General features: G+C 73.2%; 14 protein-coding genes. 8 read left to right on the forward strand and 6 right to left on the reverse strand.

The window, feature by feature from the left end:
• Window positions 1-8 precede the first annotated feature (8 nt).
• Both ASF78_RS02640 and ASF78_RS02645 read left to right on the forward strand, forming a co-directional pair.
• On the forward strand, window positions 9-803 hold the full coding sequence (locus tag ASF78_RS02640; protein ID WP_056587999.1) for a dihydrofolate reductase family protein: 795 nt from the start codon (window positions 9-11) through the stop codon (window positions 801-803).
• A complete protein-coding gene (locus ASF78_RS02645; RefSeq protein WP_056584603.1) occupies window positions 800-1,285 on the forward strand; it encodes a hypothetical protein in 486 nt (161 codons plus the stop codon). Before ASF78_RS02640 ends, ASF78_RS02645 begins: the two co-directional genes overlap by 4 nt.
• 58 nt (window positions 1,286-1,343) lie before the next feature.
• On the opposite strand, the gene ASF78_RS02650 is transcribed toward ASF78_RS02645, so the two are convergent.
• From ASF78_RS02650 to ASF78_RS22230, 4 genes are read right to left on the reverse strand one after another with little or no spacing between them, the layout of a single operon-like run.
• Window positions 1,344-2,540, reverse strand: a complete 1,197-nt coding sequence (locus tag ASF78_RS02650) for an ABC transporter permease (RefSeq protein ID WP_056588001.1) — start codon at window positions 2,538-2,540, stop codon at window positions 1,344-1,346.
• Entirely contained in the window at window positions 2,537-3,229 is a 693-nt protein-coding gene (locus ASF78_RS02655; protein ID WP_056584606.1) for an ABC transporter ATP-binding protein, read from the reverse strand. The genes ASF78_RS02650 and ASF78_RS02655 overlap by 4 nt, the downstream gene beginning before the upstream one ends.
• A complete protein-coding gene (locus ASF78_RS02660; RefSeq protein ID WP_056584609.1) occupies window positions 3,226-4,263 on the reverse strand; it encodes an efflux RND transporter periplasmic adaptor subunit in 1,038 nt (345 codons plus the stop codon). Before ASF78_RS02660 ends, ASF78_RS02655 begins: the two co-directional genes overlap by 4 nt.
• Window positions 4,260-4,856: a hypothetical protein gene (locus ASF78_RS22230; RefSeq protein ID WP_056584611.1), complete on the reverse strand. Its 597-nt coding sequence runs from the start codon at window positions 4,854-4,856 to the stop codon at window positions 4,260-4,262. Before ASF78_RS22230 ends, ASF78_RS02660 begins: the two co-directional genes overlap by 4 nt.
• 167 nt (window positions 4,857-5,023) lie before the next feature.
• On the opposite strand from ASF78_RS22230, the gene ASF78_RS02670 reads away from it, so the two are divergent.
• The gene (locus tag ASF78_RS02670; protein ID WP_056588004.1) at window positions 5,024-5,683 is read left to right on the forward strand and encodes a response regulator transcription factor; all 660 of its coding nucleotides are present in this window, start codon (window positions 5,024-5,026) and stop codon (window positions 5,681-5,683) included.
• Entirely contained in the window at window positions 5,680-6,804 is a 1,125-nt protein-coding gene (locus tag ASF78_RS02675; protein ID WP_056584613.1) for a cell wall metabolism sensor histidine kinase WalK, read from the forward strand. The genes ASF78_RS02670 and ASF78_RS02675 overlap by 4 nt, the downstream gene beginning before the upstream one ends.
• Window positions 6,805-6,838: 34 nt before the next feature.
• Here the strand turns inward: ASF78_RS02675 and ASF78_RS02680 are convergent, their stop codons facing one another.
• Window positions 6,839-8,098, reverse strand: a complete 1,260-nt coding sequence (locus ASF78_RS02680; protein WP_056584616.1) for a hypothetical protein — start codon at window positions 8,096-8,098, stop codon at window positions 6,839-6,841.
• On the reverse strand, window positions 8,095-9,549 hold the full coding sequence (gndA, locus tag ASF78_RS02685) for an NADP-dependent phosphogluconate dehydrogenase (RefSeq protein ID WP_056588006.1): 1,455 nt from the start codon (window positions 9,547-9,549) through the stop codon (window positions 8,095-8,097). The genes ASF78_RS02680 and gndA overlap by 4 nt, the downstream gene beginning before the upstream one ends.
• Before the next feature lie 244 nt (window positions 9,550-9,793).
• On the opposite strand from gndA, the gene ASF78_RS02690 reads away from it, so the two are divergent.
• The 4 genes from ASF78_RS02690 to ASF78_RS23370 all read left to right on the forward strand — a co-directional run bounded on the left by ASF78_RS02690 (window position 9,794) and on the right by ASF78_RS23370 (window position 13,522).
• Complete coding sequence (locus tag ASF78_RS02690) at window positions 9,794-12,046, forward strand: carbon starvation CstA family protein (RefSeq protein WP_056584619.1); 2,253 nt, start codon at window positions 9,794-9,796, stop codon at window positions 12,044-12,046.
• Window positions 12,043-12,252 carry a YbdD/YjiX family protein gene (locus ASF78_RS02695; RefSeq protein WP_056584621.1) on the forward strand — a complete coding sequence of 70 codons (210 nt, stop codon included), beginning with the start codon at window positions 12,043-12,045 and terminating at the stop codon, window positions 12,250-12,252. The genes ASF78_RS02690 and ASF78_RS02695 overlap by 4 nt, the downstream gene beginning before the upstream one ends.
• A 98-nt stretch (window positions 12,253-12,350) precedes the next feature.
• Entirely contained in the window at window positions 12,351-12,935 is a 585-nt protein-coding gene (locus ASF78_RS02700) for a DUF3000 domain-containing protein (RefSeq protein ID WP_056588009.1), read from the forward strand.
• 71 nt (window positions 12,936-13,006) lie between these two features.
• Window positions 13,007-13,522, forward strand: coding sequence for a LuxR C-terminal-related transcriptional regulator (locus tag ASF78_RS23370; RefSeq protein WP_255354791.1), 516 nt, complete (start codon window positions 13,007-13,009; stop codon window positions 13,520-13,522).
• Window positions 13,523-13,541 lie beyond the last annotated feature (19 nt).

Below are 13,541 nucleotides of genomic sequence, written 5' to 3' on the forward strand. Positions count from 1 at the left end.
TGGCGGACGTGCCCGACCTGCCCGCGCTCGACGTCCTCCTGCCCGCCGACGCGCCCGCGCGCGTGCTCGCACCACGTCCCGACGAGGCCGAGCTGATCAGCCTGTTCACGAGCGACCCGACGACCGGGGTCCACGTGCGCGCCAACATGGTCAGCACCGTGGACGGTGCCGCCACGGGCGCAAACCGCGTCAGCGGCTCCATCAACGGACCAGCGGACCTCCGCGTCTTCCGCGTCCTCCGGGCCCTGGCGGACGTGGTCCTGGTCGGCGCGGGCACGGTGCGCGCGGAGCGATACACGCCGCTGGCGGTCCCCGTCGAGCTCCGGGCGGCACGAGCGGCACTCGGCCGTGCCGACGCGCTCGAGCTCGCCGTCGTCACGGCGAGCGGCGACCTCCCGGACTCGCTGCTCGTCACCGACCGCCCCCCGCTCGTGCTCACCACCGCGTCGGCCCCGTCGCTCGACGCGCTCCGGTCCCGCCTCGGCGCCGACCGGGTGGTCGTCGCCGACGGTGGCGTGCCGGGGGCCGTCGACCCGCATGCGGTCCTCGCAGCCCTCGCGGACCGCGGGTTCGTGCACGTCCTGGCCGAGGGTGGCCCGACGCTGCTGGCCCAGCTGGTGGACGCGGACCTCGTCGACGAGCTCTGCCTGACGTGGAGCCCGCAGCTGGTCGGCGGACCGGCTGGGCGCGTCGCGCACCTGCCCACGTGGTTCGCTCCGGCCCGGGCACTGACCCTGGCGCACCTGCTCCACGCGGACGGCGTGCTGCTGGGTCGCTGGCGGGTGGCTAGGCTCGGCGCGTGACCGACACGATCATCGTCCTCACGGAGGACACCCTCGCCAGCGCCGACGTCGAGAAGCTGCTCGCCCTGCACCAGGGCGAGACGTACGCGTACCGCGTGCTCGTCCCGGCGGATACCGACCGCCCGCTCGTCTCGACGATCATCGACAACCTCAGCCTCGGCGAGCTCAAGGAGGCGTGGCACCGCGCGATCGGCAAGGAGCCGTCGTCTCACGAGGCCAAGGCCACCGCCGACGAGCAGCTCGCCGGCAGCGTCGCGGCGTTCGTCGCCGTCGGGCGGGAGGCCACCGGCTCGGTCGTCGAGGACGACCCGCTGCCCGCCCTGCGGGCCGCCGTCGCCGACGGTGACGTGGTCGAGGTGGCCGTCGTCACCTACCCGCACGCGATCGAGGACACGTTCCACCGCGACTGGGCGTCCCGCGCACGCGAGGAGCTCCAGGTGCCCGTGCTGCACCTGTACTCGGGCACCAGCGAGCTCGGCTGACACCTCGACGACGGGTGGCACGTCCCCGCACGGGGTGTGCCGCCCGTCGTCGCGTCCGTCAGACCGACCGCAGCGCCTCGGTCGGCGGCACCCGCGCGGCTCGCAGCGCCGGATAGAGTCCGACGACCGACCCGACGGCGAGCGAGCAGACGAGTCCCGCGGCCACCGGCTCCCACGGCATCGTCACAGCCCACCCCTGGCTGTCCGCGAACACCCAGGTCACCGCGACGCCGAGCACCACCCCGGCGAACCCGCCGAGGAGCGAGAGCAGCACCGACTCGACGAGGAACTGGCCGCCGATCGAGCTCCGCGGCGCACCGAGCGCCCGGCGCACCCCGATCTCGCGGCGCCGTTCGAGCACCGAGACCACCATGACGTTGGCGATGCCGACACCGCCGACGAGCAGCGCGACCGCCCCGAGCCCGACCGCGAGGAGCGTGAACGACCGGTCGGCGGCGGCCCCGGCCGCCAGGGCGTCGGACGGTCGGGACACCCGCACCTCGTCGGGCGCGGCGGGGTGGGCCGTGCGCCCCAGCACGGTCCGGGTGGCCTCCACCTGGTCGGGCTGGACGCGCACGTACACGGTGGACGGCGGGAGGTCGTCATCGACGAGCGTGTGCGCGACGACCGTCCCGATCAGAGCCGCCTCGTCGAGCTCCGGGGCGAGCACCACCGGGTCGAGGATCCCGACGACCGTGAACGGACGTCCCGCGACCGACACGTCGATGCCGCCGGCGAGCGGCCCGACGCCGAGCCGGCGGGCGGTCGTCGCGCCGAGGACGACCGCGGGGTAGCGCTCCGTCGCGTGGTCGAGCCACCGCCCCTCGCGGACCGTCGCAGCCACCGAGTCGAGCAGGTCGAGATCGGCGGCGGCCACGAGGACCCCGCTCGTCCGGCTCTCGGGGACCCCGTCGGACCGGCGCACGGTGGCGTCGACGGCACGGACGGCCGAGGCCGTGGTGACGGTGGGGATCCGCTCGATCATCGCGACCGACGCATCGGGCAGGGTGCCCTCGTCGCCCAGGAGCCCCTGCCCCGGTGCGACCGTGAGCAGGTTGGTGCCCAGCGCGTCGAGCTGGGCGCGCAGGTCGGCCCGCGACGACTCCGACAGTCCCAGTACCCCGACGAGGGCGGTGATCCCGATCGCGATGCCCAGGGCGGAGAGGGCGGTGCGGCCGGGACGGACCGTGAGCCCGCGGGCGCTCAGCCGGAGCAGGTCGACGGTGGACATGCGACGGACCTCGGTCAGGGTCATGCGCGCACCCCCGGGCACGTGTCGTGCTCGACACGACCGTCGCGCATCGAGACCACCCGCGGGAGCCGGCCCGCGATCCGCTCGTCGTGCGTGACGACGACGATCGTCGCGCCGTCCGCGTGCAGCGAGTCGAACAGCTCGAGCACCGCGGACCCGGACGCCTGGTCGAGGTTGCCCGTGGGCTCGTCGGCCAGCAGGATCTGCGGCTCGTGCACGAGCGCGCGGGCGACCGCGACGCGCTGGCACTCACCGCCGGACAGCTCGGTCGGCGTGTGCCGCACCCGGTCGGCGAGCCCCACCCGTTCGAGAGCCGCGCGCGCCCGACGCAGCCGCTCCGGGCGCCGGACACCCTGGTAGAGCAGGCCGTCGGCCACGTTCTCCAGCGCCGACCGGCCGTCGAGCAGGAAGAACTGCTGGAACACGAAGCCCAGGCGGACGGCACGGACCCGGGACAGCGCGGCGTCGGACAGCGCCGTCACGTCGTCGCCGACCAGCCGCACCCGGCCGCTCGTGGGTCGGTCGAGCGCGCCCATGACGTGCAGCAACGTCGACTTGCCCGAGCCCGACGGGCCGACGACGGCCAGGTAGTCGCCCGTCTCGACGGCGAGGTCGACGCCGTGCAGCACCGTGAGCGCCGACGCGCCGCGACGATAGGTCTTGGTGACGTCCTCCAGGTCGAGGACGCTCACGGGGTCACCACCACGTCGTCGCCCTCGGCGACGTCCTCGCCGGAGATCTCGACGGAGGTGCCGGCGAACGCGCCCGCCGTCACGGTGACGTAGCGCGACGTGCCGTCGGCGAGCACCTTCTGCACGCCGTACCCGCCGTCGGCGAGCGCGACGAGCGCCGTCACCGGCACGAGCAGCACGTCGCTCGCCACGGTCTGGTCGAGGCCGACCTCGACGGGTGTGCCCTCCACGAGCCCGTCGACGAGGGCGTCGGCCGGCGCGATCGTGACCCTGAGCTGCGGCTGCTCGTCGACGGTGACGACCCCCGTGGCCGTGATCGTGCCGTCCGTCGACGTACCGTCCGGCAGCGTGAGGGTCGCGGCACCGCCGACGGGTGCCAGAGCCGCCTGGCTGGTGCGCAGCGTGACGGTGACGAGCCGCTGCGTCGAACCGACGGACAGCACCGGTGCGCCGGGCTCGACGAGCGCGCCGAGGTCGGCCAGGTGCTCGTCGACGCGCATGTCCTCCGGTGTGAACAGCACGTCACCGAGCCGGACCGTGCCCGTCCGCGCGACGCCCAACGCCTTCTGCCAGCGCCTGACGGCGGCGGTGGTCACCGACGTCCAGTCGTCGTCGACCGTCAGGTCCAGGCCCGCGGCGTGTCCGAGGTCGGTCAGCGCCTGCTCGAGCTGGCGGACGTCGACGCCGTCCACGGAGGCGGGACCGAGGTCGCGCCACGCCGGGGCGGCCCCCGGCAGTCGGACGACCGGCCGCGCGTCGATCGCGTACACGGGCTGCCCGGTCGCCACCGTCGAACCGACGGGGGCGAGCCACGTCACGGTGCCGGGCACTCGCGCCGCGAGCGAGGTCGTCGTGCCGTGGCCGACCTCGCCGCTCGTCGTCGTGGTCGACACCAGGTCCGACCGGGCGACCGTCCGGGTGGTGAACGCGGCGGGCGTCGCGGAGGGGTCGGCGGCGTCGGACGGCGCACCGCACGCGGCCAGCGGGACCACGAGCACGGCGACCAGGCCGGCGATGCGTGCTGGCGCCGTCACTTCTCCTGCCCGTCGGTCGAGTCGTCCGGCGTCTCCACGCCCGCCTCGACGAGGCACTCCTGCATGTCCTCCTGGAACTGCGGGTCGTCCGGTGCGGGGGCGCCCTCCGAACCGCGCCGGAACTCCGACTCCACCCGTCCGCCGTCGAACGTCGGGTCGGGCATGTCCCAGCCGCGGTCGCGCATGCACTGGGCGTGGTCGAGGAACGACTGCTTCTGCTCCGCCGTCAGAGGTTCGGAGCCCGCACCCGACTCGGCCATCCGCTGCCACGGCTCGCAGGCGTCGTCCGCGGCCTCGGCCTGCCCGGGCGTGAGGCCCTCGGCGTCCCCGAGCCGGTAGTGACCGTCGGTCGAGTCGGGCACGTCCACGCCGTGGTCGCGCATGCACTGGGCCCACGCGAGCATCGCGTCCTCGGGGGCGAGGACGGACGAGGACGGCGACGGGGCGCCGGAGGTCGCTCCCCCTGCTCCGGGCAGCTGGGGACCCTGCGTCGGAGTGCAGGCTGCGGCGACCGCACCGAGCAGGCACGTGGCTGCGAGCGCTGACGCGACGCGCCGACGGGCGGTCGGTGGGACGGAGGGAAGGGGGCTCATGGTGGTTCTCCTCGTCGTGGTCGGGCTGACCGGACCAGCACACCGGGTGGTCGGTTCGGGCAGCGTTCGGTCCCGGACCGCGCACGGCGCCCACCCTTACGCTGGCTGAACACGACGGGGCCGATGCTGCGATGGCGGTCCACCTGCGGCCGGGACGGAGGTATGCGGTGCGGGTGCTCGTGGCCGAGGACGAAGAGGTGATGGCCGACGCCCTGGCCCGGGGCCTGCGCCGAGCCGGGTACGCCGCCGACGTCGCCATGGACGGCGGGACGGCCTTGGAGCTGGCGGCGCTCAACCCGTACGACGTGGTGCTGCTCGACCGGGACCTGCCGGTGGTGCACGGGGACGACGTGTGCCGCGCGCTGCTCGCGTCCGGGTCGGCCGCCAGGATCCTCATGCTCACCGCTGCCGGTGGGCTGCAGGAGAAGGTCGACGGGTTCGGGCTCGGCGCGGACGACTACCTGGCCAAGCCGTTCGCGTTCGTCGAGCTCCTCGCCCGGGTGCAGGCACTGGCCCGTCGCACCGCCCCAGCACAACCACCTGTCCTCGAGGCGGCCGGCCTGCGGGTGGACGTCGCGCGGCGGGCCGTGACGCGCGACGACCGACCGGTCGACCTCACGCTCAAGGAGTACGGCGTCCTGGTCGAGCTGGTCAGGGCGGCCGGCGCCGTCGTGTCGGCCGAGGACCTGCTGGCACGCGTGTGGGACGAGAACGCCGACCCGTTCACGAACGCCGTCCGGGTCACGATGGTGGGGCTGCGCCGGAAGCTCGGGGACCCGCCCGTCGTCGAGACGCTCCGCGGCGCCGGGTACCGGGTGATCGCGTGAGGCGGTCCCTCAGCGTCCGGTGGCGGCTCACCATCGTCTACACCGTCATCGTCGCGGCGTCCGGCGCCGTGCTGCTCGCGCTCGTCTACGGGCTGGTCACGGGCGGCGAGGTGCGCTCCGGCAGCGTGACGACCGAGGTGACGCCGGGGTCGGACGACGACGACCCACCGCCCGTGCCACCCGAGCTCCGCGACGACGAGCGCACCGACGGGTCCGGGGAGCTCCTCCAGAGCTCGTGGCTGGCCCTGGCCTTCGTCACGGTGGTGTCGGTGGGTATCGGCTGGGTCGTCGCGGGACGCCTCCTGGCCCCCGTGCACACCATCACGGCGCGCGCGCAGCGCATCTCCGCCGACTCGCTCGACGAACGCATCGCCCTGGGTGGTCCGCGCGACGAGCTGCGCGCGCTGGCCGACACGTTCGACGCGCTGCTGGGCCGGGTGCAGAGCACGGTGACGTCGGAGCGACGGCTCGTGGCCACGATGTCCCACGAGCTGCGGACGCCCCTGGCCAACCAGCGGGCGGCCCTCGAGGTCGCACTCGCCGACCCCGATGCCGACGCCGGCGATCTGCGGGCCGCCGCGACGACCGCCCTCGAGCAGAGCCAGCGGGCCGCCCGGAGCATCGACGCACTCCTCGTGCTCGCCCGCGCCCAGTCCGGCGAGGCGACCGGCCCGCCCCGCCCGGTGGACCTGCGGGCAGCGGTCGCCGACGCCGTCGACCAGACCCGCGCGCCCGACGATGGGCTCACCTGGGACGTGCACCTCGTCGACCTGACGGTGGCCGGAGAGCCCGACCTGCTGGCCCGCGCCGTGGCGAACCTCGTGGACAACGCGGCACACCACAACGTCGAGAACGGCCACGTCGCGGTCCGGATCACCGCCGAGGCGGGCACCGGCCGAGTGGTCGTCGAGAACACGGGCCTGCCGGTCCCGCCGGAGACCGCCGCGGACCTCGTCCTCCCGTTCCGGCGGGGCGCGGCCGACCGGACGGCGGCCGGGGGCGGTGTCGGTCTGGGACTGACCGTGGTGCAGGCCGTCGCCGACCACCACGGGGGTGCGCTCGTGCTCACCCCACGTCCCGGCGGCGGCCTCGTCGCGGAGCTGCGGCTCCCGGCGCAGTGATCGACCCGCGCACCGCGCGGGCCGACCACCACCGTCAGAACCCGGTCGAGGTGACCTCCGGGTAGTACCGGCGGAACTTGCGCACCTGGTTGACCAGGGCCATCCACACGTAGAGGCGACGTCGCGGTGACAGGTCGGTCCGGTAGGCCAACGGGCGTGCCACCGCGTTCGCCTTGATGAGCCGACGGACCCGCGCAGCGAGCTGCGGGTCGCGCACGTAGCGCAGCAGCAGGCGGTTGGGCACCACCGAGTAGAGGATCTCCGTGTCGACGACGACCGGCGGGACCGACCGGCCCTCGACGGCGTCCTCGACCACGAACCGCATCGGGTTGGCCCCCGCCGCGGTCACGTAGTAGTTGTTCCGGCCGATCCGCGGGTTGACCTCGAAGAACCGGAACGCACCCGTGCGCGGGTCGACCTTGACGTCGAAGTTGGCGAACCCGCGGTAGCCGGTCGACGCGAGGAACGTCTGCGCCTGCTCGAGCATCGGGTCGTCGCGGTACGTGATCATCGCCGCCGGGTTCCCGAGGCCGGACGGCGTGTGCTCCTCGAGCAGCACGTGCGCCGAGCAGAGCAGCGTGATCTCGCCGTGGGTGTCGACGTAGGCGGTGATGGACCGCATCTGCGTGTCGTCGCCGGGTACGAGCTCCTGCACGACGAACCTGCCGCGGTACCCCGCCGTCCGCAACGCACCCCAGAGCCACGTGAGCTCCTCGGGCGTCGCGATCTCGAAGACCTTCTTCTTGCCCTCGAACTCGACGTCCTGGTAGTCGGCGCTGCTGGCGGCCTTCGCGATCAGCGGGTACTCCAGGTCGACCGCCACGGCCTCCCAGGGCTCGGCGGCGCCGAACTCCTGCACGAGGGTGCGCGGCACGGAGATGCCGAGGTCGTCGCAGATCTGCGCGAACGTGGCCTTGTCCGAGATCTGGTCGAGCAGGTGCTCGGACAGGAACGGGACCACGTAGTACTGCTCCAGCAGCGCGCGGTGCTGCACGACGACCCGGACCAGCCAGTCCGAGTTGGCCATGAGCAGCAGCCGCCGGTCGGACATCGACTGTGCGACCGCCACGAGCCGGTCCACCAGCTGGCGGGGGTCGTGGCCGTCGTCGACGATCTCGTGCCGGACGATGCGCGAGTGGGCGACGGGCCCGAGGGCGGCACCGGCGACGACGACGGACGTGACGCCGTAGGCCTCGTGGAACGAGCGGGCCAGGGCGTACACGCCTATGTCGGCGCCCAGGATGACCGGCTGCAGCGGTCCGGAGGCCGCCGCAGCCGAGGACCCGTCGCTCACGCCGTCTGCTCGGAGCGGTCGCCCGACCAGGTGGTGTGGAACGTGCCGTCCTTGTCCGTGCGGCGGTACGTGTGCGCGCCGAAGAAGTCGCGCTGCGCCTGGATCAGGGCCGCGGGCAGCCGCTCGGCGCGGACACCGTCGTAGTAGGCGAGCGACGACGAGAACGCCGGGGTCGGGACGCCGTGCAGCGCCGCGCCCGCGACGATCCGGCGCCACGCCTCGACGCCGTTGCCGACCGCACCGGTGAAGTACTCGTCGGCGAGCAGCAGCGGCAGGTGCGCGTCGCGCTCGTACGCCTCGGTGATCCGGTTCAGGAAGCGCGCGCGGATGATGCAGCCGCCCCGCCAGATGCGGGCCATGGCGCCCCGGTCGATGTCCCAGCCGAACTCGGCGGACGCCGCGGCGATCTGGTCGAAGCCCTGCGAGTACGCGACGACCTTCGACGCGTACAGCGCGAGCCGCACGTCCTCGATGAACGCGTCGCGGTCGGTGACGTCCCACGCGGTGGTGTGCGCCTGCAGGACACCGGCGGCGGCCGAGCGCTGCGGCACCGAGCCGGACAGCGCGCGGGCGAACGTGGCCTCCGCGATGCCGGTGATCGGGACGCCGAGGTCGAGACCGTTCTGCACGGTCCAGCGCCCGGTGCCCTTCTGCTCCGCCTGGTCGAGCACGACGTCGACGAACGCCGACCCGGTCTCGGCGTCGACGTGCTGCAGGACGTCGGCGGTGATCTCGATGAGGAACGACTCGAGGTCGCCGGTGTTCCAGTCGGCGAAGATCTGCCCGATCTCCGCGGCCGAGGCACCCAGCCCCTGGCGCAGCAGGTCGTACGCCTCCGCGATGAGCTGCATGTCGGCGTACTCGATGCCGTTGTGGACCATCTTCACGAAGTGACCGGCACCGTCCGGGCCGACGTAGGTGCAGCACGGCACGCCGTCGACCTTGGCCGAGATCTTCTCGAGGATCGGGCCGAGCGACTCGTACGACTCCTTGGTGCCGCCGGGCATGATCGAGGGGCCGAGCAGCGCACCCTCCTCACCGCCGGAGACCCCCGAGCCGACGAAGTGCAGGCCCTTCTCGCGCAGCGCCGCCTCACGTCGGATCGTGTCCGGGAAGTGCGCGTTGCCGGCGTCGACGACGATGTCGCCCTCCTCCAGGAAGGGCACCAGCTCGTCGATGACCGCGTCCGTGGGGCCGCCGGCCTTCACCATGACGACGACCTTGCGGGGGCGGGCCAGCGACGCGACGAAGTCCTCGACCGACTCGGACGGGACGAACACACCCTCGTCGCCGTGGTCCGCCACGAGCGACTCGGTCTTGGCGTAGGAGCGGTTGTGGATCGCCACCGTGAAGCCGTTGCGGGCAAAGTTCCGGGCGAGGTTGCGGCCCATCACCGCCAGCCCGGTGACACCGATCTGCGCGGTTCCGGTGGCGGTTCCTGAGGCGACCATGCGGGAGAGCTCCTTCGATCGACGGCCCGGCTCGTGCGCGTCCGCGACGGCGCACGGCACGTGGGGGGCACGTGCGGGCGCAGGTCGGGCAGGGCGACGTCCGGGGGTTCTGGGTGCGCGATCAGCCTAGTCCGGCGAGCACGGGGACGGGCAGGCGCCCGGACGGCGAGACGGGTGCGGTTGCGCAGCCGCTCCCCCCGCGTAGCGTCGGTGCTGCTCGACGACGCCGTCGAAGGGGACAGCCATGGATGCGCGCACGCAGACCGAGCAGATCCGGACCGACCCGGACCTGCCTCCGGTCGCCGTCCTCGAACGGGGGCCGATGCCCGCGTCGCGTCGCGTCCTGTTCACCGTCGTCGCCGTGGTCGGCGCGGTCGCGTGGTCGGTGGTCGCCCTGGTGCGCGGCGAGGAGGTCAACGCGGTCTGGTTCGTGTTCGCCGCCGTGTGCACCTACGTCATCGCGTACCGGTTCTACTCGCGGCTCGTCGAGGCGAAGCTCGTGCGGCCGCGCAACGACCGGGCGACCCCGGCCGAGCTGCACGACAACGCCAAGGACTTCATGCCGACGGACCGGCGCGTCCTGTTCGGGCACCACTTCGCCGCGATCGCCGGTGCGGGCCCGCTCGTCGGGCCGGTGCTGGCGGCGCAGATGGGCTACCTGCCGGGCACGGTCTGGATCATCGTCGGCTGCGTCCTGGGCGGCGCCGTCCAGGACTACCTGGTCCTGTCGATCTCGACCCGGCGTCGTGGGCGCAGCCTGGGTCAGATGGCGCGCGACGAGCTGGGCCGGTTCGGTGGCGTCGCGGCGCTGATCGCCGTGTTCGTCATCATGATCATCATCATCGCCGTCCTGGCGCTCGTCGTGGTCAACGCTCTGGCCGAGAGCCCGTGGGGTGTGTTCTCGATCGCGATGACGATCCCGATCGCGCTGTTCATGGGCGTCTACCTGCGGTTCCTGCGCCCCGGCAAGGTCTCGGAGGTCACCGTCATCGGGGTGGCCCTGCTGCTGCTCGCGATCGTCTCCGGCGGCTGGGTGGCCGAGACGCAGTGGGGGCAGGACTGGTTCACGCTGAGCCCGGTGGCGCTCGCGTGGTGGCTGGCCGCGTACGGCTTCGCGGCCTCGGTGCTGCCGGTGTGGCTGCTGCTCGCACCGCGAGACTACCTGTCGACCTTCATGAAGGTCGGGGTGATCGTGCTGCTCGCGGTCGGCATCCTGATCGCGCGGCCGGAGGTGCAGGCGCCGGCCGTGTCGACGTTCGCGAGCAGCGGCGACGGCCCGGTGTTCGCCGGCGCCCTGTTCCCGTTCCTGTTCATCACGATCGCGTGCGGTGCGTTGTCCGGGTTCCACTCGCTCATCGCCTCGGGGACCACCCCGAAGCTGCTGGAGAAGGAGAGCCAGGCACGGCCCATCGGGTACGGCGCGATGCTCACCGAGTCGTTCGTCGCCGTGATGGCTCTCATCACCGCCGTGATCATCGACCAGCACCTCTACTTCGCGATGAACGCGCCGGCGGGGGTGACGGGCGGTACGCCCGAGACGGCCGCCGAGTACGTCAACGGTCTCGGCCTGAGCGGACCACCCATCACGCCCGGGGAGATCGAGCGTGCAGCCGAGTCCGTCGGCGAGGAGTCCATCGTGTCCCGCACCGGCGGCGCCCCCACGCTCGCGTTCGGCATGTCCCAGGTGCTCAGCTCGGTCTTCGGCGGCAGCGGGCTCGCCGCGTTCTGGTACCACTTCGCGATCATGTTCGAGGCGCTGTTCATCCTCACGACCGTCGACGCGGGAACCCGCGTCGCGCGGTTCATGCTCTCCGACAGCCTCGGCAACATCGGCGGACCCCTGCGCAAGTTCCGCGACCCGTCGTGGCGTGTCGGCGCCTGGATCTGCTCGGTCGTCGTCGTGGTGCTGTGGGGGGCGATCCTCCTCATGGGCGTCACCGACCCGCTCGGGGGCATCAACACGCTCTTCCCGCTCTTCGGGATCGCCAACCAGCTGCTCGCCGCGATCGCGCTGACCGTCGTGACGGTGGTCGTCGTCAAGAAGCAGCTCTACCGCTGGGTGTGGATCCCCGCCGTCCCCCTGGTGTGGGACCTGATCGTCACGATGACCGCGTCGTACCAGAAGATCTTCTCCTCCGAGCCGCGCATCGGGTACTGGGCGCAGCACCGCGCGTTCCAGGACGCGAAGGCGGCCGGCGAGGAGACCTTCGGCGTCGCGACGAGCCCCGAGGCGATGGACGCGGTCATCCGCAACACAGCCATCCAGGGCACGCTGTCGATCATCTTCGCGGTCCTGGTGGTGGTCGTCGTGGCGGTCGCGGCCGTCGTGATCGTGCGGTCCGTGCGCGCCGGTGGTCTGCCGACCACCGAGGAGCCGGACGAGCCGTCCCGCATCTTCGCGCCGCGCGGGATGATCCCGACGGCGGCCGAGCGCGAGGTCCAGGCCCTGTGGGACGCCCGGGAGCGGGAACGCGCCACGACCGGAGCGGGATCGTGAGCGTGCGTCGCGCCCTGGCGGCGCTCGTCCGGGCGGGCCGCGCCGTGCACTGGTACACGACGACGCTGCTGGGCGACCACGACTACGCCCGCTACGTCGCGCACGTCGCACGGGTGCACCCCGGCACCGACCCTGGCTCGGAGGCGGCGTACTGGCGCGCACGTCACGCGGAGCAGGACGCACACCCGGGGGCACGGTGCTGCTGAGCGCGCGGCGACCGGCAGCGCGGACACCCGCGGGATCGCGCGGCGCGGGCGGCGTGCCGGACACGCGTACAGAGTCGCTCAGCCGTACGCTCCACAGCGTGACACCCGCTGGTCCGGAGGACGTCCCCGTCGAGTTCGTCAATGCGCTGCGCTCGCTGCGCCGGGTGACCGTCCGCCCCGAGGTGGTCCTCGACGAGGTCCCGGGCCCGTCCCGCATCGCCCCCTTCTCCGCTGCGCTCACCGCCGAGGTCCGTACGGCGCGGCGGTCGGTCGCCGCGGCCGAGCTCGCGTCCGGGCGGTTCGTCGTCCTGTACGACCCCGCGGGCCAGGAGGCCTGGGAGGGTCGGTTCCGGCTGGTCACCCTCGTGCGGGCGACGCTCGAGGCCGAGGTCGGCGCAGATCCTCTGCTCGCGGAGGTCGCGTGGACGTGGTTCACCGACGCGCTCGAGGAGTCGGGCCTCGACACGCACGCCGCCGGGGGGACCGTCACCCGGGTGCTGTCGCAGAGCTTCGGCGCCCTGGAGCGCCGTTCCGAGCAGACCGAGCTGGAGATCCGCGCCTCGTGGACCGCCTCCGACGAGGATCTGGGTCGTCACCTCCAAGCCTGGGGCACCCTGTTGTGCACCGCCGCAGGCCTCGAACCACTGCCCGACGGCGTCATCGCCTTCGGGCCAAGGCGCTGATCACAGGCTCGGGGGGGCCCACTCACAAGATCTGGCTCAAGTCAACGGGTCACGATGCCGATGACTGGCACGTGACCATCGAGCCTCTGCGACGCGACCTGGCCCCGGCCCGACGGCCCGAGCTCAGGCCCGCCATGCCTGGCTCGCGCACGCCACCGCCGTCCGCACAGCAGATGTGCGTCGTCGTGACCGAGGTCGCCGACGGTGACGGCGCTCCCCTGGTGCGCAACCTGCGCCGCCGCGGCGCCCCGCGCGTCGTGGTGCTCACCCGCCGCGCCAGCCGCCCAGAGCTCGGCATCCTGCTGCAGGGCGGGCTGCGCGGCGTCGTCGCCGGCTCGACCGCGCCGAGCCTGCAGCGCGCCGCCGTCGCTGCTGCTCCCCCGCCGCCGCTGCCGGACCTGACCGCACGGGAGATCAGCGTCCTGAAGCTCGTCGCCGACGGGCGGACCAACCGCCTCATCGGCGAGGACCTGGGCCTGTCCGCCCTCACGGTGAAGAGCCACCTCGCCCGGATCTCCCGCAAGCTCGGCACGGGTGACCGCGCGGAGCTCGTCGCCATCTCCATCCGCGGCGGCGTGCTCGCCTGACCTGCGTGTACAGGCGCCG

Origin of the sequence: Cellulomonas sp. Leaf334 (genome assembly GCF_001424195.1) — a bacterium.
Taxonomy (GTDB): domain Bacteria; phylum Actinomycetota; class Actinomycetes; order Actinomycetales; family Cellulomonadaceae; genus Cellulomonas.

Bases quoted from the DNA above. Each gene is read 5' to 3' on its own strand.
- gndA (WP_056588006.1), bottom strand. From the start codon at position 9,549: ATGGTCGCCTCAGGAACCGCCACCGGAACCGCGCAGATCGGTGTCACC.
- ASF78_RS02690 (WP_056584619.1), top strand. From the start codon at position 9,794: ATGGATGCGCGCACGCAGACCGAGCAGATCCGGACCGACCCGGACCTG.
- ASF78_RS22230 (WP_056584611.1), bottom strand. From the start codon at position 4,856: ATGAGCCCCCTTCCCTCCGTCCCACCGACCGCCCGTCGGCGCGTCGCG.
- ASF78_RS02650 (WP_056588001.1), bottom strand. From the start codon at position 2,540: ATGACCCTGACCGAGGTCCGTCGCATGTCCACCGTCGACCTGCTCCGG.